19 protein-coding genes, 1 tRNA gene and 1 pseudogene are annotated in these 18,696 nt (G+C 66.3%); 14 read left to right on the forward strand and 7 right to left on the reverse strand.

The features are described 5' to 3' along the window. Positions 1–75: 75 nt before the first annotated feature. The 3 genes from MF610_RS07635 to MF610_RS07645 all read left to right on the forward strand — a co-directional run bounded on the left by MF610_RS07635 (position 76) and on the right by MF610_RS07645 (position 2,892). On the forward strand, positions 76–936 hold the full coding sequence (locus MF610_RS07635) for a hypothetical protein (RefSeq protein ID WP_242194525.1): 861 nt from the start codon (positions 76–78) through the stop codon (positions 934–936). A 51-nt stretch (positions 937–987) separates the two neighbouring features. Further along, positions 988–2,751 (forward strand): single-stranded-DNA-specific exonuclease RecJ, encoded by a 1,764-nt coding sequence (gene recJ / locus MF610_RS07640; RefSeq protein ID WP_242194528.1) that lies wholly within the window; start codon positions 988–990, stop codon positions 2,749–2,751. Positions 2,752–2,817: 66 nt separating this feature from the next. Beyond that, positions 2,818–2,892 (forward strand) — tRNA-Glu (locus tag MF610_RS07645). A 108-nt stretch (positions 2,893–3,000) separates the two neighbouring features. Here MF610_RS07645 and MF610_RS07650 read toward each other — a convergent pair. After that, positions 3,001–3,396 carry a hypothetical protein gene (locus tag MF610_RS07650; protein WP_242194529.1) on the reverse strand — a complete coding sequence of 132 codons (396 nt, stop codon included), beginning with the start codon at positions 3,394–3,396 and terminating at the stop codon, positions 3,001–3,003. Here MF610_RS07650 and MF610_RS07655 point away from each other — a divergent pair. From MF610_RS07655 to MF610_RS07665, 3 genes are read left to right on the forward strand one after another with little or no spacing between them, the layout of a single operon-like run. Further along, entirely contained in the window at positions 3,380–3,880 is a 501-nt protein-coding gene (locus MF610_RS07655; RefSeq protein ID WP_242194531.1) for a hypothetical protein, read from the forward strand. The genes MF610_RS07650 and MF610_RS07655 overlap by 17 nt on opposite strands. Positions 3,881–3,889: 9 nt before the next feature. Continuing rightward, a complete protein-coding gene (locus tag MF610_RS07660; protein WP_242194533.1) occupies positions 3,890–4,282 on the forward strand; it encodes a site-specific integrase in 393 nt (130 codons plus the stop codon). Beyond that, positions 4,279–4,608 (forward strand): site-specific integrase, encoded by a 330-nt coding sequence (locus MF610_RS07665; RefSeq protein ID WP_242194535.1) that lies wholly within the window; start codon positions 4,279–4,281, stop codon positions 4,606–4,608. Before MF610_RS07660 ends, MF610_RS07665 begins: the two co-directional genes overlap by 4 nt. Positions 4,609–5,042: 434 nt before the next feature. Here the strand turns inward: MF610_RS07665 and MF610_RS07670 are convergent, their stop codons facing one another. Further along, positions 5,043–7,451 (reverse strand): TonB-dependent receptor domain-containing protein, encoded by a 2,409-nt coding sequence (locus tag MF610_RS07670; RefSeq protein WP_242194537.1) that lies wholly within the window; start codon positions 7,449–7,451, stop codon positions 5,043–5,045. Between the two features lie 445 nt (positions 7,452–7,896). On the opposite strand from MF610_RS07670, the pseudogene MF610_RS07675 reads away from it, so the two are divergent. Then, positions 7,897–8,001, forward strand: a pseudogene (locus MF610_RS07675) (GNAT family N-acetyltransferase); the annotation flags it as partial. Here MF610_RS07675 and MF610_RS07680 read toward each other — a convergent pair. Beyond that, positions 7,955–8,299: a hypothetical protein gene (locus MF610_RS07680; RefSeq protein ID WP_242194539.1), complete on the reverse strand. Its 345-nt coding sequence runs from the start codon at positions 8,297–8,299 to the stop codon at positions 7,955–7,957. The pseudogene MF610_RS07675 and the gene MF610_RS07680 overlap by 47 nt on opposite strands. Further along, a complete protein-coding gene (locus tag MF610_RS07685; RefSeq protein WP_242194541.1) occupies positions 8,296–8,466 on the reverse strand; it encodes a helix-turn-helix domain-containing protein in 171 nt (56 codons plus the stop codon). The genes MF610_RS07680 and MF610_RS07685 overlap by 4 nt, the downstream gene beginning before the upstream one ends. A 268-nt stretch (positions 8,467–8,734) precedes the next feature. Here MF610_RS07685 and MF610_RS07690 point away from each other — a divergent pair, with 268 nt between their 5' ends. The 6 genes from MF610_RS07690 (at position 8,735) to MF610_RS07715 (ending at position 11,772) form a co-directional block, all read left to right on the forward strand. Continuing rightward, positions 8,735–8,935 (forward strand): carboxymuconolactone decarboxylase family protein, encoded by a 201-nt coding sequence (locus tag MF610_RS07690; RefSeq protein WP_242194543.1) that lies wholly within the window; start codon positions 8,735–8,737, stop codon positions 8,933–8,935. Next, positions 8,928–10,121, forward strand: a complete 1,194-nt coding sequence (locus MF610_RS07695; RefSeq protein ID WP_242194546.1) for an alpha/beta fold hydrolase — start codon at positions 8,928–8,930, stop codon at positions 10,119–10,121. The genes MF610_RS07690 and MF610_RS07695 overlap by 8 nt, the downstream gene beginning before the upstream one ends. Further along, complete coding sequence (locus MF610_RS07700; RefSeq protein WP_242194547.1) at positions 10,118–10,591, forward strand: TonB-dependent receptor domain-containing protein; 474 nt, start codon at positions 10,118–10,120, stop codon at positions 10,589–10,591. Before MF610_RS07695 ends, MF610_RS07700 begins: the two co-directional genes overlap by 4 nt. A gap of 244 nt (positions 10,592–10,835) precedes the next feature. Continuing rightward, complete coding sequence (locus MF610_RS07705; protein WP_242194549.1) at positions 10,836–11,078, forward strand: hypothetical protein; 243 nt, start codon at positions 10,836–10,838, stop codon at positions 11,076–11,078. Beyond that, the gene (locus MF610_RS07710) at positions 11,075–11,530 is read left to right on the forward strand and encodes a class I SAM-dependent methyltransferase (protein ID WP_242194551.1); all 456 of its coding nucleotides are present in this window, start codon (positions 11,075–11,077) and stop codon (positions 11,528–11,530) included. The genes MF610_RS07705 and MF610_RS07710 overlap by 4 nt, the downstream gene beginning before the upstream one ends. Further along, entirely contained in the window at positions 11,527–11,772 is a 246-nt protein-coding gene (locus MF610_RS07715) for a hypothetical protein (protein WP_242194553.1), read from the forward strand. The genes MF610_RS07710 and MF610_RS07715 overlap by 4 nt, the downstream gene beginning before the upstream one ends. Here MF610_RS07715 and purU read toward each other — a convergent pair. Then, positions 11,762–12,619, reverse strand: a complete 858-nt coding sequence (gene purU / locus MF610_RS07720; RefSeq protein ID WP_242194555.1) for a formyltetrahydrofolate deformylase — start codon at positions 12,617–12,619, stop codon at positions 11,762–11,764. The two genes, MF610_RS07715 and purU, sit on opposite strands and share 11 nt — an antisense overlap. 140 nt (positions 12,620–12,759) lie before the next feature. Here purU and MF610_RS07725 point away from each other — a divergent pair, with 140 nt between their 5' ends. Further along, the gene (locus MF610_RS07725; protein ID WP_242194557.1) at positions 12,760–14,853 is read left to right on the forward strand and encodes a TonB-dependent siderophore receptor; all 2,094 of its coding nucleotides are present in this window, start codon (positions 12,760–12,762) and stop codon (positions 14,851–14,853) included. A gap of 16 nt (positions 14,854–14,869) precedes the next feature. Here the strand turns inward: MF610_RS07725 and MF610_RS07730 are convergent, their stop codons facing one another. Both MF610_RS07730 and MF610_RS07735 read right to left on the reverse strand, forming a co-directional pair. Further along, a complete protein-coding gene (locus MF610_RS07730) occupies positions 14,870–15,262 on the reverse strand; it encodes a response regulator (RefSeq protein WP_242194560.1) in 393 nt (130 codons plus the stop codon). After that, positions 15,255–18,692 (reverse strand): CheR family methyltransferase, encoded by a 3,438-nt coding sequence (locus MF610_RS07735; RefSeq protein WP_339328516.1) that lies wholly within the window; start codon positions 18,690–18,692, stop codon positions 15,255–15,257. Before MF610_RS07735 ends, MF610_RS07730 begins: the two co-directional genes overlap by 8 nt. Positions 18,693–18,696 lie beyond the last annotated feature (4 nt).

Here is an 18,696-nt window from a genome sequence, read left to right on the forward strand (position 1 = left end):
GTTGGCCCGATCGGGCTTTGCATATGACCGACGTTCATGGTTAGTCGTCGCCATCGGGCGGGAAAGAGGCGGCAGATGCGATACGCGGTTCGGACGACATGGCTGTTCGCCGCACTCTTTGCCGGCACGGCCGGCGCGCAGACGCCGCCGCCCGAGCCGCCCGCGACATCGGAGATCGTCGTCACCGGTCGCGTGGCGCTGACCCGCGACGAAGCGCGCACCTTCACCAACAGCATCTCGGTACCGATCGACCGGCAGCTCGCGCGGCTGGGCGTGACGGCCTGCCCCCGTGCCATCGGCTTTCCCCCGGCGATCGCCGCCGAGATCGAGGCGCGCATCCGCGCCGTCGCCTCTGCGATCGAGCTGCCGGTCGGCAAGGCGGACTGTCGCGGCAACATCGCCATCATCGGTGTCGACGATGGTGCCGGCCTCGTCCGCGCGCTCGAAAAGACGCAGAGCCCATTGGTCTACGGCCTGCCAAGCGCCTTGCTCGGCCGTTTGCGTACGATGCAGGCGCCGGCGCGGGCATGGTCGCTGGTGGAATTGCAGAACGAGGACGGCATACCCGGCCTGACGCCGATCGGGGCATGGTGGGCCAATCTCGAGGTCCGGCGTGCCTCCTATCTCGCCCCGCCGACGCAACAGGCGATCCAGTTCTCGGTCGTGGTGCTCGAATGGCCGGCGCTGCCCGGCAAGACCACGACGCAGATCGCAGACTATGTCGCGATGCGCACCTTTGCGCGGACCAGGCCGGCAAGCGGCACGGGCAAGGTCGGCACGATCCTGTCGCTGTTCGAACCGGACGCCACCCCGCCGCCGTCGATGACCGCCACCGACCTCGCCTATCTGCGCGCCCTCTATGCCCGGTCGGCGCCGCAATATGCCCGCCAGCAGGTGCGCGAGATCGCCGCCAGCCTCGAAAAGGCGAGCCAGTAAGGCTTCCCAACCCGCTGGACCCGTGCCGGCCGCGCGCCTAACAGGGCGGACATGCGTTCCGTACTCAATGTGCATCGCTCGATCCTGGGACAGCCATGGCGCTGGCGCGGGCTGGAGGGCGATGTGTGCGACGAGGGGTTCGTCGCCGACGACCTCGTCACCCGTATCCTGCTGGCGCGCGGCTGCCCGCGCGAGGGGCTGGTCGCGCACAAAGCGCCCAGCATCCGCGAATTCATGCCCGATCCGTCGATCTTCCGCGACATGGACCGCGCCGCCGACCGCCTCGCCGACGCAGTGGTGGCGGGGGAAAAGGTCGCTATCTTCGGCGATTACGACGTCGATGGCGCGACGTCCTCGGCATTGCTCGTCCGGCTGCTGCGCGACCTCGGCCTGACCGCCCGCCCCTATATTCCCGATCGCCAGCGCGAGGGGTACGGGCCCAACGCCACGGCAATGCTGCAACTGGCGAGCGAGGGCGCGACGCTGATCGTGACGGTCGATTGCGGGGCGCAGGCGTTCGATGCGCTGGCCGCCACCCGCGACGCCGGGGTCGATGTGCTGGTGGTCGACCATCATCAATGCACGACGCAGCTGCCGCCCGCGCTGGCGATCGTGAACCCCAACCGGCTGGACGAAGGCGACGGCGCGGCGCACGGCCATCTGGCGGCGGTCGGCGTCGCGTTCCTGCTGGCGGCGGCGCTGGTGCGGACGCTGCGCGCGCGCGGCTTCTTTGCCGGGCGAACCGAACCGCGGCTGCTCGACCTGCTCGATCTGGTGGCACTCGGCACGGTTGCCGACGTCGCACAGTTGCGCGGGCTGAACCGGGCATTCGTGGCGCAAGGGCTGAAGGTCATGGCCCGGCGGCAGAATATCGGCATCGCCGCGCTGATGGAGGCTTCGCGGCTGACGCGGGCGCCCACCGCCACCGATCTGGGCTTCGCGCTGGGTCCCCGGATCAATGCCGGCGGACGGGTCGGCAAGTCGGACCTGGGCGTACGCCTGCTGACGACGCAGGACCCGGAGGAAGCACGCACGCTGGCGGTCGAACTCGACCGGCTGAACGAGGAACGGCGCCTGATCGAGGGCGATGTGCAGGCGTCGGCCGACCTGTCGGCGCGGGCGCAGGAGGCGCGGGGCTGCGTCGTCGTGTCCGGGCGTGGCTGGCATCCCGGCGTTATCGGCATCGTCGCCGGGCGGCTGAAGGAAAAGCTCGGCCGGCCGGTGCTGGTCATCGCGGTCGACGATCACGGCGTGGGCAAGGGATCGGGCCGCTCGATCCCCGGCGTCGACATGGGCGCCGCGATCCTCGCCGCCAAAGAACTGGGGCTGGTCAGCGCAGGCGGCGGCCATGCCGCGGCGGCCGGCGTCACCGTGACGGAGGACGCGATCCCCGCGCTCGCCGACTTCCTGCACGACCGCATGGCGCAAGCGGTCGAGCGTACGCGCGAGGACCGCGCGCTGCTGGTCGACGCCATCCTGGCGCCCGGCGGCGTAAGCCCGATGCTGATCGAGGCGCTGGAGGCCGGCGGCCCGTACGGCATGGGCTGGCCCGCGCCGCGCGTGGCAGCGGGACCGGTGCGGATCGTGAAGGCCGATATCGTCGGCAACGGCCATGTCCGCGCGATCGTGACCGGCGACGACGGCCGCCGCTTCAAGGGCGTGGCGTTCCGGCAGGCCGAAACCGATCTCGGGATGGCGCTGCTCGGCGCCCCGCCGCACCGCAAATTATGGCTGGCGGGGCGCGCAAAGCTTGACGACTGGGGCAGCCGCCCCGCCGCCGAACTGCATATCGACGACATGGCGTGGGCCGACTGACGAAAAAACGCAAAACGCTGTTGACCGATCGGCAACCCTCCCCTAACAGCCCGTCCACGCCTTCACGGCCCCTTCGTCTAGCGGTTAGGACGCGGCCCTTTCACGGCTGAAACACGGGTTCGATTCCCGTAGGGGTCACCAGCGCCCGCCAGAATGGTGGATTTGCGCGGTTTAGGCGGTCTTCATGGGCGCTTTATCCATCCTTGTGTACAAAGGATGGGTACAAAGTGATCCGTATGGCCAGTCCCTTCAAAGATCCTCGCACCGGTATTTTCTGCTTCCGACGGATCGTCTCCGCCGCGCGGCGACCCGTTCTTCGATGGCGCGTCGAGCGAGTATAAGCGCACCCTTGATACCCGCGACCCCGACGAAGCCCGTCAGCGCTACCACCCACATGCCGTAATCTATGAGCAGAAGCTTGCCGCGGCCCGCCGCGCCTTGGCCAGCCGGCAATTCCGCTCGGCACGGATGATGGTCGATGATTTTCTCGACGGACAGTCGAACTTGCAACTCCGCCGCGTGGCGCAGAAGCTCGGCGCGCTCGAGCTCGGGGCATTCGGATATGCCAAGGGCCTGACCGACCATGCGCCCGGTGCCCGCTACGACTTTGGCGTGCCGCCGGACCTTGATGATCTGCGCGATCACGCAAGTCGAACCCGCAGCGGTGGCCTCCGCCAACGCCCTCGGCTGGCCGCTGGCACCCGAACTCTATGAGGCAATTGGTCGGGTTTACCTCGACAGGCTCTGCGACGCCTGCGCCCTCAGCATCGATCCCGCACGGAGCCGTATCCTACCACCCTCGGTCCTTGTTACGGGCGCTGCGGCGGTGGTACCCGCGCTCTCCCCACCTTCGAACGAACCTCAACTGCCGACGCCGCCAGCCAAGACGGTGCCGACCATTACCCAGGTCTATGAAGCCTGGGCAAAGTGCGAGCCGCGCGAGGCCAAACTCATCGACGAGTGGCGAACCGCCGTAAATCGCTTCGCCCAGCTTCATGACGACCCGCCCGTCGACAAGATCACGGCATCGATGGTACGCGCCTATCGCCGCACCTGTGCCGGACTTCCAAGCCGGGCAAAGAAAGAGGTTGCCGCTCTACCCTTGCTGGAACAGGTCGAACTCGCATAGGCCGAAGGATTGCCTACGCTAGCGGCCGCGACCGTCAACAAGGCTTTGTCGGCCATAGGGGTGACTCTCGAACACGCGGTCGAGGAGATGGAGGTCATCGACGGCAACGTCGCCAAGATCGTGAAGGCCATGCCCAAGAAGTCGGTGGAGGACGCACGCCTTCCCTTCGAGCCGGAGGATATGACCAGGATTTTCACTGCGCGCCGGCCGGAACGCGGCGGGGTGGCGCCCCGAACGCTGTTCTGGATTCTGATGCTCGCGCCATTCACCGGTTGCCGGCTCGACGAACTGGGTAAACGACGGCCGGGAACATCAAGACCGACGATGGCGTCCCCTACATTGCCATCGAACCCGATCGTCTGCGCGTCCGAGAGGAGCAAGAGGGGCCGGCCAAGCGGATGAAGACCGCCAGCGCCAAGCGGGACATCCCGTTGCATTCGACGCTGCTTGAAGCGAGCTTCCTCGACATGGCGAATGCGCGCCGCGCGGAATGGCTGTTTCCCGAACTGGAAGCCAATGCCTATGGCAGCCGGACGCAGCGCCTATCGCGGGTGCTGAACGATTTCCTCGATGCAATCGGCCTGTCCGATCCGGAGCTGGTGTTCTACTCGTTTCGCCACACCGGGAAGCGCGCCGTGCGCCGCAAGGTTTTGAGAGAAATCGTCGATTTGCTCTTCGCCATGCAGATGGATCCGTCAGCACGCTGTATGGGCGCGGCGCCGAAATGACGGTACTCCGCGATGCCGTAGAGAAGATCCAATACCCTTCGGTCGATTGGCAACCGGTGATCGCAACGGGCCGAACAATGACATGAAAACCAGCGCGGGGAGTTAAACTCTACCTCGCTGCATGATATGTGCCCCGCCTGATTGACTACCATGAGCGGCGGCTCCCGACCATATATCGCCGTTTGCCTTCATCTCGGCGAATGGCTGATCCTATCAGAAGCGGACATTCCCATTTCGCCACCCCAATGGGAACGCCCCGGTCGTCTCGCTGGCGGTTCCCAATCGGGAGTGGCCTTTCCGACCATCCGCCATCTTGGCTTCGGTCTGGAGCGCGGCTGAACGTGGGGGGGCATTCGACCGTCGGACGGTGCCTTGTTCATATGGCCGATCGGGCAGCACGCGCGGCGATCGCCGCGCGTGCTGCAATGGCCGGATCAGAAGCCGACGCGCACCGTCGCCGACACCGTGCGCCCGTTCAGGGTGCGGACCGACGCGGCGCCGTCGGCCGGCAGCACCGTGCTGGCGACATCCATCAGTGCCACCGTGTTCAACAGGTTGTTGGCGTTGAGCGACAGCAGGACATTCTGCCCGACATCGATCTGGACGAAGGCATTCGTCGTGACGAAGCCCGGCATCTTCAACCGGTTCAGGTTCTGGCTATAGCTGTCGGTGGCCCCGATGAAGACCGCCCCGATGTTGAAGCGTTCCAGCGTGACCTGCGGCGTGGCCTGGAAGATCAGATCCGGCTGATGCCGCGGCTGCTGGCCGACAAACGCCGGATTCTTGTCCTGCGAAATCTCGGCCTTGGTATAGGTCGCGCCGGCGGACAGGCTGAACGGACCGTGGCGCACGGCACCCTCGAATTCGAGGCCCTTGGCACTGTATTCGCGCTGGATCAGCCCGCCGGTATTCGTGTCGAGGTTGGTGTCCTCCGCTCGGGCCCAGAAGCCGGTGAGATTGAGCGTGATGTTGTCGCGGCGGAACTTCACTCCCCCTTCAGCTTGGCGAACGACGTCGACCAGCGCGCCGGGGATGATCGCCTTGCCGGTCGTGCTGTTCAGCAGCGGCGAGAACAGGATCCGGTCGGCATTCGCACGCGCACCACGGCTATAGCGGGCGAACAGCGCCAGCGATTCGGCGACGCGGAAGTTGATGCCACCGGAATAGGACAGATACCCATAGTCGTAATTGACGGTCCCCGGGGCGTTCAGCGGCGTGATCGCGACCCTCTGCTCGGCGGGCGATATATTCCCGTCGCGATCGAGGTCGAAGGTCGTGGTGCCGACCCGGCCGCCCCTAAGGCCCGCGCCGAACACCTGGCCACGCGCGCCACCGAAGTCGTAGCGCACGCTCGCGCCGACCGACACCTTGCCGAGGTGATAGTTCAGCGATGCGAAGGGCGCGTTGACGCGGTAATCGACGTCGACCGTCTGGCGCAGCACGCCGGGGTTCGAGAACAGGTCATAGGCGCGGAAGCCGTTCGTGCTCAACTGGGTGCCGTTGGCCCGCGTCAGATTGAGCAGAGCAGCCTGTCCGCCGCCCAACGCCTCCATCAGCACCGTCGAATAGGTCGTGTCCGCATCGATGGTCTGTCGCGCGGCATAGAAGCCGGCGGTGGTCGTCAGGTCGCCCGATCCCAGCGGCCAGACGCGGCTCGCGCGGATATCGTTGGTGATGTTGTCGAGGGCGCGATTGTTCTTGTCGATCACCGGCACGAACATCACGATGCCGTTGCCGTTGATGGTGTTCACATTCACCCGCGCCCCGGCGTTCGGACCGTTGGCGTAGCTCAGCGAGCCACCCGACCCCGCGAACTGCAGGATCGAGATGAAGGCCGGCATGTTGAACGAGCCGAACGGCGCGACCAGGCCACCCGAGATCCGGGCGTAGCGGAACCGTTCGGTTACCGTCCAGCCGGCAAGGTCGAGCCGCGTTTCGAGGCCGAACGAATCCATCTTCGACCGATGGCCGTCGCGCAGGTCGGTCGCCTCGGGGTTGTTGTTGCGGTCGAGCTTCAGGTTGCTGAGGAAGTAGCGTGACGCCAGCGTGTCCTTCAGCGGGTCGAAACCGGGCAGCGCGCTGTAGGTGGGCTTGTCGTTCGTCCCGGTCACCCGCATCGGCACCACGTCGTAATAGGGCGACCGGTCGTCGAGATGCTTGAGATACAGGCGGATATAGCCGTTGCTCAGTTCCTTCGTGACGTTCAGCTTGATCTGCCCGCCCTTCTGCGCGTCATAGCCGGTGCGACGCGGTCCTTCGCCCTGGCGGTAGAAGCCGCCGACATGGAAGCGCACCGTGTCGGTCAGCTTCGCGCCATAGTCGAAATCGGCCCGATATTGCTCGTAGTCGATGCCTGTGGTCAGCGCGATCGCGCCGCCTTCGACATCACCCGTCTTCGAGATGAAGTTGATGATGCCGCCCGGCGAATTGGAGGCGAAGGTAGAGGCGGAACCGCCGCGGATTACCTCAAGCTGCGCCAAGTTCAGGTCGGCGCGCAGATAGGCATCGGCGCTGGTGCCCAGGATGTCACCGAATTCGAGGATGGGCAGCCCGTCTTCCTGAAGCTGCACGAACTTGCCGCCCGAGGTCGAGATCGGCAGCCCGCGGATCGTGAAGTTCGCGATCGCCTCGCCGGCCGCCGCCTCGGATCGCAGTCCGGGCACGGCGCGCAGCAGCTCGCCGATCGAACGCGGGGCGAGCTTCTGGATATCGGCCTCGCGCAGGATGCTGGTCGACGTCGCGCTGTCCAGACGATCGCGCCCCTTGGCGACGCCGGTGCTGACGCTGTCATTGTCCTTCACCGGCGACGCGGCCTGCGCGGCCGGAGCGACGTCTTCGGCCATGGCGGGCGCGCACAGCGCAAGATGCGAAGCAGCAACAAGAAGAGTGAGACGAAGCATTTTTGTCCTTTGATTGCAGGCGCGTGAAACAGGTTCCGTTAAGCGGACGATCGCATTAGTCCCGAAGACTTAAACTTGACTAAACGTCGGGTAAGAGATGTTTGTTAGCAACGACGGGGCATCGTCATTCAACGGAACGAAGTTGAAAAAACGCATTTATTATAGGATGTTGCCGGACATCTTTGGCCGAGCGATGGCAGGTCTTCCGGGTACTCCGATCGACGGGCCTGCCGGGCGACAATCCAGTTACACCATCGCGCTTACACGTTCGTCGATCAGCCAGGGAGCCGGCGACGCTGACGGATGCGACCGAGCTGTTCCGGGATGTTCCAGAGGAAAAGAGTTCGGTGGATCAGACCGTTATGGGCTGGCGCGCCAGAATGGACTTATGGCGGTGGTCGCCATTCTACGCGACTACCCAAGCAATGGTGTTTGGTATCTCGGCTTCACGATCGTTGATGCAGCCGCCAGAGGAAAAGACATCGGCCGGTCGATCTATGACACGATCGAGCGATGGGCGGCGGATCGCGGGGCGCAGGAAATACGCCTTCACCTCGTGCGATGCCGATGGTGTCGATGCCGGTCACAACGTCCAGCATCAGGGCGGGGTAGCGATCCAGAATTGGGCGCAGCGCCGGCAGGACGAGGTTGGTGGTCAACGTCTCCGGCGCGGCCATTCGTACCACGCCCGCCACGTCGCCGCCTCTGGCAGCGGCATTGTCGCCAAGGCGACGCATCGCCTCTTCGACCTTGCCCGCGTCGCCGAGCATCGCCCGGCCATCGTCGGTCAATCGAATCCGCTGGGATGACGAACGAACAACGGAACGCCCAACGACGTTTCCAACGCGGCGACGCGACGGCCGGCGGTTTGCGGGCTGATGCCAAGGTCGCACGTGGCGCTGCTGAGCCCGCCGCCTCGCGCGACGGCCAGAAAGCGTCGAAGATCGCCCCAGTCCATGGCTCCTCCATATCTGGAAAATCGATCTCCAGCATCATCCATTCCTGATCAACGGCCTCGGCGTCTACCTGCGCATAGAGGAGACGCGACATGACAGAGGATCGATATGCGCGCAGCACCGCGCGACTGGCGGAAATCGATGGTGCGGCCGGCGATGCGGTGATCGCGGGTCCGGCCGATCTGCCCCCGGACCTTGGACGCTACATCATCGAGTTCGGGTTCGGCGACGTCTACAGCCGGCCGGGGGCTGGATTTGCGGACGCGCGAGTTGGCGACCGTCGCCGCCCTGACGGTCATGGGGAATGCCCGGCCTCAGCTGGAGGTACATCTGGGTGCGGCGCTCAACGTCGGTGCGACCACGGCCGAGATCGTCGAGGTGATCATCCAGACGAGCCTGTACGCCGGCTTTCCCGCCTCGCTCAACGCCATTGCGGCGCTGCGGACGGTGCTCGGAGCGCGTCATGACTGAGCCGCGCTCGATCGTGGAGCGGTATCTCGCAGCGTTCGGAGCGGGAGATGTCGAAGCGGCGATGGCATTGATCCAGCCGCAAGCGATCTGGCAAGTCGACGGCGATCCGGTCGTCGGGACGGTGGGTATTTTCCGCGGGCGCGATGCGGTTCGCGCATGGCAGACGCGGTTCCCGTCCTGCTTCCGCCCGATCGACTTTTCCGTCGATCGGCTGATTGCCGCGGGAGAAGACGTGATGGTGCTGGGCCACTTCCGCCACCGGGTCGTATCGACCGGCGCGATCGTCGACAGCGACTATGCCATTCGGTTCACCGTGCGCGATGGCCTGATCTCGCGCTACCAGATTTTCGAGGATTCGCTTCTCATCGCCGGGGCCCATGGAAGCGACAGCGTCGCGCGGCGCGCATCGATCAATGGCACGATCTACGGATGGGACGACACCGGAGCGGGGGCACCGGTGCTGTTCCTTCACGGCCTGTTCCTCGACCGCCATTTCTGGTCGCATCAGACCACCACGCTCGCCGACCGCCGACGGTGCATCGCGTTCGACATGCCGGGGCACGGCGCGAGCGGTTGGCGCGACGGCCTCGACCTGGACGGCATTGCCGAGGATATCGCGCTGTGGATCAAGGAGCATTGCCGGCAACCGGTGACGATCGTCGGACACAGCCAGGGCGGCATGATCGCCCTGCGGGTCGCGGCACGTCACCGATCGCTGGTCGACAGACTGGTACTGGTGAACACGTCCGCCCGTGCCGAAAATCCCGATCGGCTCGACGGCTGGCGGCACCGCCGATCGTCGCTGCGACAATCCGAAGCCGAACGTGGCGAGGTCATGCGCGGCATCCAGCAGCTGACGACGGCCAGGTACTGGATCGAAAGCCATCCGGAGGAGGTTGCGGCCGAACACGCGGCCATGATGCGACACGATCCTGCGCTGCTGGTAAAAGCCATCGATGCGGCAGCGATCGCTCGACCGGACATTACCGGGCTGCTCGGCAGCATCGATGTGCCGGTCGATATTCTGTCCGGGGTGCTGGATCAGGCCACGCCCCCTGCCCTGGGCGAGGAAATCGCCAGAGGCGTTGCGGATGGGCGCCATGTCACCGTACCCTATGCGGCCCACCATTTGCCGGTCGAGGTGCCGGAATGGGTGACGCAGGTCGTCGCCGGCAGGCCCGGATGACTTGCCCGGTAGCCCACGGTGCCCGCGCCTATGGTGCGGAACTGGAAGGTGGCTATCGCCAAGGGCCGATCAGCCTCACCGCCAGCAGCACGCTGGTCGACGCCCAGATCACCTCTGCGCAGGACCCCGTGCTGGTCGGCAACACGCCGCGCCATCAGCTTGCGTTGATCTACCAGCTGACGCCGCGATATGATGCCGAACGCTTCTCGATCGGTGCCAACGTCGTCGGCTTTACCGGTAGCTATGCGCAGGATATCAACCAGCTGTACCTGCCCGCCTATACGACGGTCGGCCTGTTTGCCGAAGTACGCCCGGTGGACCGTCTGGTCCTGAGCGTGAACGCCTCCAACCTGTTCAACACGATGGCGATCACCGAAACGCTGCAAGGGTCGCTGCCCGCCAGCAACATCGCGCTGGCGCGCACGCTGTACGGCCGCATGGTCTTGGCATCGGTGCGGTTGTTCTACTGACGATGGACGCAGAACGTCTCGGGGTGCGGGGGAAACCCGCTCCCCGAGCGATCCGGTTCGACGAGTGCCAGCGGCATGGTCCGACACGTCCGTGCCGCTGCCTGGCGAGCACTCCCGGCCCGCGACCGCGCATTATGTCGGCGCTATGCCCTTTCCGGAAATCGCTCTCGAAAGACTATGGGAAGGGGCGTAGCTGGACGAGACGGGTGCTGGACGCCCGGTCATGCAAGGCTTTGCGACACCCATGTCGTATCAACCCCACCCGGAGCCCGACGAACGGGCGACCGCCATTTTCGTAGGACAGGACATTGCCGGCCACTGGCTGGTGCAGGACAGCGAAGGCATGCTGGAGGGCCGCTTCGTGTCGCGCGGTGCGGCGATGCAGTTCGCGGCGGCCGAATGCCAGACCTATCACGCGCTGCTGCGCTGCATGAGTGAACCGCTGGTGCCGCTGGTATCGTTCGAACCGTTGGAGGCCGTTCGATGAGCGCCACGCTACAACTACGCTTCGTCAGGCCGCCGTCCGTTGCGGCCCCTGCCCCGCCGCCACGCCGTTCGCCGCGATCCGACGCCCGCTGGCCGCGGATCGCCGCGACGCTGGACGGGCTGCGGCTGCGGCACCGGCGCGCGGTGCGCATCGTCGATGCCGATTGCGGGTGCGGCACGCTGCTGATCGAAGCCGCGCGCTATGCCCGATCGATCGGCTTCACCGCGATCGAGGTGCGCGGGATCGACGGCGCACCGGCACTGATCGGCCGGGCGAAGGCGGCGGCGCTGCGCCATGCCGACCCGGCGATCGGCTATCGCTTCGACTGCGCCGACATGGGCGAAGCGCTGCGCGAGGAGGCTGCGTTCCCGGCCGACATCCTGCTGTGCCATGCCGCCTTGGCGGGCGCCGGAGACGTAGTGATCGCCGACCCGACGGAGCGCGCGAAATGACCCGGCGGGACTGGCGATGGCGCGCGGGCGGCGCATTGCTGACCGGCGGGGCGTCGGCGCTGTGCCTGACGCTCGACGGGTCGGCGCTGGCGGTCGCGCTGCTGCCCCCCGCCCTGCTCGGCGTACCGTTGATGGTCCATGGCCGGCGGGTCGGACAGGCGGTGCGGGCACAGCTGCGCGGGCATGCCGGAACCGCGATGGCGATCCACGCCGCCCGGCAGCGCGCACGCTTCAGTCGGTAAACACCACCGTCTTCGCCCCGTTCAGCAGCACCCGGTCGGCCAGATGGTGGCGCACCGCGCGCGCCAGCACCCGCCGTTCGATGTCGCGTCCTTTGCGCACCAGCGTCTCGGGGCTGTCGGCATGGGTCACATGCTCGACGTCCTGCGCGATGATCGGTCCTTCGTCGAGGTCGGCGGTGACATAGTGCGCGGTGGCGCCGATCATCTTCACGCCCCGGGCATGCGCCTGGTGATAGGGTTTGGCGCCCTTGAACCCGGGCAGGAAGCTGTGGTGGATGTTGATGCACCGCCCCGACAGGAACGCCGCCAGATCGTCCGACAGGATCTGCATATAGCGCGCCAGCACTACCAGTTCGGCGCCGCTGTCGGTCACCACCGCCTTGATCGCCGCTTCCTGCGCCGCCTTTGTCGCGGGCGTGATCGGCAGATGATGGAACGGCACGCTGCCCAGGTCGATGCCGTCGAACGTCGCGCGCGGATGGTTGGACACGATGCCGACGACGTCCATCGCCAGCTCGCCGATCCGCGAGCGATAGAGCAGGTCGGCGAGGCAATGGTCGAACTTCGACACCAGCAGCAACACCTTCCGCGCGCGATCGGTCGGCCGGATCGCCCAGGTAATGCCGTCGCGCGTCGCCAGATCGGCGAAGCGATCATTCAGGCGGGGCGCCTGCGTATCGGGCAGCGTGAAGACGATCCGCATGAAGAACCGCCCCGTCTCGGCATCGTCGAACTGCGCCGCCTCGCGGATATTGCCGCCATGATCGAACAACAGCCCGGTGACCCGCGCGACGATCCCCGGCTGGTCGGGACAGGACAGCGTCAGGACGTGGAGACGGTCGGACATGGCGCGGCTTTCGCAAGGGAACACCGCCCGTCAACCATGGCCGCAGACGATGCGCAAGGGCCACGTGGTACGGCCTCTCGCCGATTGACAGCGTCGGAAAAGCCCAGCAAGGCAACGTTACAACATAACAGGAATCGATCGTGTTCAAACTTGTCCGGGCGGCGGTACTGCTGTCGCCGCTGCCCTTCCATGTCCTGCCCGCCTTCGCCCAGGCGCCGGCCCCCGCTCCCGCCGCCCCGCAAACCGACGATACCGCCGAGATCGTCGTGCTCGGCAATCGTCGTACCGGCGAGGATGCGACGATCTCGTCCGATCACGCGACCCACAGCCTGTCGCAGTCGAGCCGCTCGATCGAGCGCGACCTGTTGACCGCCGCCGGCGCCTATCGCCTGTCCGATGCGCTCGAACTGGTCAGCGGGATCAGCAACCAGAATAATCGCGGCGGGGTGATGGACAATTTCGCCATTCGCGGATTCCTCGGCACGCCCGATGGCGGCGCCGAATATTATGTCGACGGCTTCCTCGCCAATCGCGGCATGGGTCCGCCGCGCGATCCGGCGACGACCGAGCGGATCGAGGTGTTGAAGGGACCGGCCGGCGCGCTGTTCGGCGATATCGATCCCGCGGGCCGAGTGAACATCGTCAGCAAGACGCCCGGCTTCACGCCATCGGCCTATGCGACCTTCACCTACGGATCGTTCGATACGCGCCGGGTGGAGGTCGATGCGACCGGCCCGATCGGTTCGACGCTGGCTGCGCGGATCGTCGTCGCCGCCGAGGATACGGACGGCTGGCGCGACTTCGTGGCACTGGAGCGGCAGGTGGTGGCGCCCTCGCTCACCTGGCGTCCATCGGATGCGGTACGGCTGACCTATATCGGCGAGATCACGCGGTTCGACACGCTGTTCGACCGCGGCATCCCCGCGATCCGCGGCGACGCCAACGCCGTGGACCGGTCGGCCTATTTTGGCGAACCGAACGACGGCCTCACCCGGTTCCGTAACCAGCGGCACCAGCTGACGGGGCTGTTCGACCTCGGCAACGACTGGATCGTCAATGGCGGCGTGGCGTGGCGGACGGGGACGCTGAAGGGTCTGTCGTCCGACCAGTCGCGGCTGGTAAACGAGCGCACCTTGTGGCGCCAGCGCCGCTCGCGCGATTTCGAGGTCGACGACTGGTCGGCACGCGTCGAGCTGTCCGGCCGGATCGGGAACCATCGCCCGAGCTTCGGCATGAAGGGCTATGTCCTCGATTATGCCGAACGCTGGATGCGGCGCAATCCGGGCAACCCGGCGACCGGGGGCAATCCCTACGCGATCGACGTGTTCGATCCCGTCTATGGACAGACGCCGCCGACGCTGCTGCCCTTCACCAACAATCGCGAGAAGCGCTGGGTCGGCACGCTGTACGCACAGGATATGTGGCAGGCGACCGATCGCCTGACGCTGTCGGGCGGCGTCCGCTTCGACGCCTATCGCCAGCGTATCCTGAACAACAATACCGGCCGGATCGGGCGCACCGTCGACCAGCCGCTCCACTTCCGCGTCGGCGCTAAATATCAGGCGACCGACGCGATCGCAGTCCACGCGAACTGGGGCGAGAACTTCGTCCTCAATTCGGGGACGGACCGCTTCGGTCAGGGCTTCGCGCCGGAAAGCGGCAAGGGGTATGAAGTCGGGATCGCCGGGCGCTGGCCGGGGATCGACGTCGCGGCGACGTGGTTCGACATCCGTAAACAGGGGATTTTGACCAACGATCCGGTCGATTCCAACTTCCTGGCACCCGTCGGCAGCCTCCAAAGCCGGGGCATCGAGTTCGATGCGTCGGTGCGCATCGCGCGGCACTGGCAGCTGGTGGGCAATTATGCGTGGTCACGGGCACGGGTCGATGACGCCGCCTTCCCCACCGATCGCGCGCTCAACGTCCCCGACCATAGCGGCACGCTGTTCGCGCTCGGCCGCTTCCTCGACGAGGCGGGCCGCGGCGTGTCGGTCAGCGCGGGCGTGAGCTATGTCGGCGACCGTGCCGGATCGATCGAGCGCGATTTCGTCGTGCTGCCAGCCTATGTGAAGGCGAAGGCCGCAGTCGAATACGCGCTGTCGCCGCGCCTGACGCTACGCGCCGAGGCCGACAACCTGTTCGACGAACGCTATGCGCAAAGCTCGTATAGCCGGGTATGGATCTTCCCCGGCCAGCCCCGCACGGTGCGCGTCTCGGTCCGGATCGCCTCCTGACCCGGGCGGCGCAGCGTCAGCCGACCGCGCGCTCTTCCGTATCCTCGCCGTTCGGCGCAGCGCTGCGCCGGATGGCTTCGGACAGCGCCGCCGGGGCGCTCGGCTTGGGACAGACGGTCGCCTGCGGATAGCGTTGCCGTAGGTCCTCGTCGTCGGCATGGCCCGAATGGAAGATCAGCGGCACGCCCGCAGCGTGCAACTGATCGGCGGCGGCGAAGACGGTCCCGTCGGCCAGCCGCACATCGAGCACCGCGGCGGCGAACGCGGCACCGTGCCGCGCGACTGCGGCCTGCGCCTCGACCAGCGTCATGCACGGCCCCTCGACCTCGAAGCCAGCCGCCTCGATCGTCGCCTGTACGTCCAGTGCGATGAACAGCTCGTCCTCGACGAGCAGAACCGGGTTAGTCATGCAGGATGACGCTGGCCGGCAGCTGGACGTCGAGGCGGAATTGCCCGTCGGTATCCGTGCTGGTCAGGTTCCCGCGCAGTTGCCGTACGCTGGTTTCCACCAGCACCGATCCGAAGCCACGCTTGCCCGGTTCCCGGTCACGCATCGCGCCCGCATCCTCGGTCCATGTCAATACGATCCCGTCGTCCCCGACCTGCCACCGCACCTGCAGGCTCCGTTCACCACCGCTGCCCAGCGCCCCGTATTTCATCGAATTGGTTGCCCATTCGTGCAGAATGAGCGCCAGGGGGGAAAGGCAGCTTCGATCGAGTGCAACGACCGGACCGTCGATTTCGATCCGCGCATGGTCGCGATACGGCGCCAGCGTGGTCGCGACGATATCGTCCAGCCCCACCGCATGCGGCCGTCCCGCCGGCGACGCCAGCGAATGCGCCGATCCCAGCGCGGCGATCCGGTGGCGCAGGTCATCGGCGAAACTGCGCACATCGTCATGGCTGCGCGCGGCGATGGTCATCATGCCCGCGATCACCGCGAACAGGTTCTTCACGCGGTGGTTCATCTCGCGCAGCATCAGTTCGCGCGTTTCGGCCAGCGCATATTCGGGGGTGACGTCGATCGACACGCCGACCAGCCGCTGCGGCGCCGATCCGGCGATCGCGCGACCGAACCCCTTGATCCAGCGGACTTCGCCATCGCTGCGATGCAGGCGGAACGTCGCCTCGAAATCACCGCTGCGCTCGTTCGCGCGGCGCAGCGACGCCTCGACCTTCGGCAGGTCGTCTGGGTCGATCCGGTTCAGCAGCATGTCGATGCTCGCTTTCGTATCGGCGCCGATCTCGAACAGCTGCCGTTCGACCGGATCAAGCATCACTTCGCCATTTTCGGGGCAATATTCCCATACGCCGATGCCCGCGGCCTTGATGGCGAGATCCAGCCGCTCACGCTCCGCCGCCAGTTGCCGCTCCAGCACCAGCGCATCGGTGATTTCGTTCAGCACCAGCGTCGTGCCGTCCACGCCGCCGCTCTGCGTGCGATAGGGCAGCACGCGGAGTGAGTAGACATGCTGCCCGTCGACGCTGTGCACCCGGCGCTGGGTCGGCGGCGCACCATTCGCGACCGCACGGGCATCGTCGAGATGCGTCGCATCGCGCAACCGGCTGGCGACATCGGTCAACGGGCGGCCACGATCGGCGGGTTTCAACGGGAAGATGCGCGTCGCGGCATCGGTATAGCTGCGCACCTTCAAATCGGCATCGAGCACGACGACGGCGAGTTCGGTCGATTCGAAGAAGTTGCGCAGGTCGGAATTGGCGACCGTCAGCTGGTCGACCTTGCTCTTCAACTCGTCGTTGACGGTCGACAGTTCCTCGTTCGTCGACTGAAGCTCCTCGTTCATCGACATCATTTCTTCGTTGGAGCTTTTCAGCTCCTCGTTCGCCGTCTCCAGTTCCTCGATCGCCGAGCGCAGCCGGTGGCGCGTCAGGCGCAGTTCGTCCTCCAGCGATTCCAGATGATCGTCGCTGGGTTCGAGGTCCTGCAACTCACTCGGGTCGGACGGCACGAACGGACCGGTATCGCGGAACACGAACAGCAGCGTACCGTCGCCCAGCGGATCGCAGATCACCTCGACCGGCTGCGTGCCGTAATCGGTTTCGACCGCGACATCGCGCGCCACCACCCGGCGGCGTTCGTCACGCGCCTGTCGCAGCAACGGGCCGATGACGTTGCGCAGGCCTGGCCGCGCGAGGTTCACCGCGCTGCTGCCACCGGTGCGCGTCACCGGGAATTCGAAATAGCGGCTGAGCTTGCCGTACGCGGAAATGATCCCGCCATCCTGATCGACGATCAGGCTGGGCGGGGCATAGCGCTCGACCATCCGCCGGGTCGCCAGCGCCTCGCTGCCGAGCGAGGTCGTGTCGCCGCGGTTGTCGCGCTCGCGCCGGGAAACCGGCTGGCGCTGGCTGCCGGGCAGGTCGATCGGATAGTTGGGCGCGCCGGGGCCGCGTTCGAACAGCCGGGCCTGCTGGTCGACGGCCAAGAACAGATGCTCGAACCGCCCAACGCTTTCCGACGGCCCCAGGAACAGGAACCCGCCGGGCCGCAGCGCATAATGGAACAGCGGCAGCACCGCCTGCTGCAACCGGTCGTCGAAATAGATCAGCAGGTTGCGGCACGACACTAGGTCGATCCGCGAAAACGGCGGGTCCTTGACCAGGCTGTGGCTGGAAAAGCGGATCATGTCGCGGATCGGCGCGGAGATAGTGAATCTTTCGGCGTGCGGCACGGTATAGCGTTCGCGCAGATGTGGCGGAACGTCGGCCATCGCCGCAGCGGGATAGCTGCCCTCGCGCGCGATCGACAGCATCTGTTCGTCGATGTCGGTCGCAAAGATCTGCACCGCCAGCGGCGATCCCGCCTTGCGCGCCGCATCGGCGAACAGCATCGCGATGGTGTACGCTTCCTCGCCGCTCGAACAGCCCGGCACCCAGATGCGGATATCCTCGTCGGAGGCGCGATCGGCCATCAGCGGTTCGATCACGCGCGTGCGCAGCACCTCGAACGCATCGGCGTCGCGGAAGAAACGGGTGACGTTGATCAGCAGGTCGCGGAACAGCGCCTCGCATTCCTTCGCATCGCTGCGGATACGCGCCAGATAGGCACGCCCGGTATCGATCCCCAGCACATGCATCCGCCGCTCCACCCGGCGGACCAATGTCGAGCGCTTATAGCCCGAAAAGTCGTGGCCGATGGCGTTGCGCAGCACCCGGCACATCTCGTCGACATGGTCGGCGACGACGTTCGCCTCAGGCTCCACGGGATCGCTGCCGCGCCGTTGGAAGAACGCCTGCAGGCAATGCAGGATTTCGCCGGGCGGCTTGACGAAATCGGTCATGCCGGTGCCGACCGCCGACAGCGGCATCCCGTCGTAGCGCGCGCTTTCAGGCTGCTGCGCCACGCACACCCCGCCATTTTCCTTGATCGCGCGCAGGCCCGTCGTTCCATCGGCGCCGGTGCCCGACAGGATTACGCACGCCGCGTTCGATTGCTGGTCGCCGGCCAGCGAGACGAAGAAATCGTCGATCGGCCGGCGCAGCCCGCGCGGCTGCTCGAAATCGGTCAGTTCCAGCACCCCGCCCCGGATCGCAAGGCCGCGGCCGGGCGGAATGATATAGACGGTGTCCGGCACGATCCGCTCGCCGCCCGCGCTCTGCAACACCTCCAGCACGGTGTTGCGGTCGAGCAGCTGCGCCAGCATGCTCTCGTGATTGGGGTCGAGGTGCTGGACCACGACGAACGCGAGGCCCGTCGGCAGCGTGGCAGGCGCCAGCATCTCGCGCAGCGCCTCCAGCCCGCCGGCCGAGGCACCGATGCCGACGATCGGCAACCCGCCGATCGCGGCGTCCTGCGCATCGTCGGACCGCGGCTTCACGACG

It is taken from the genome of Sphingomonas hankookensis, assembly GCF_022664465.1.
GTDB lineage: Bacteria > Pseudomonadota > Alphaproteobacteria > Sphingomonadales > Sphingomonadaceae > Sphingomonas > Sphingomonas hankookensis.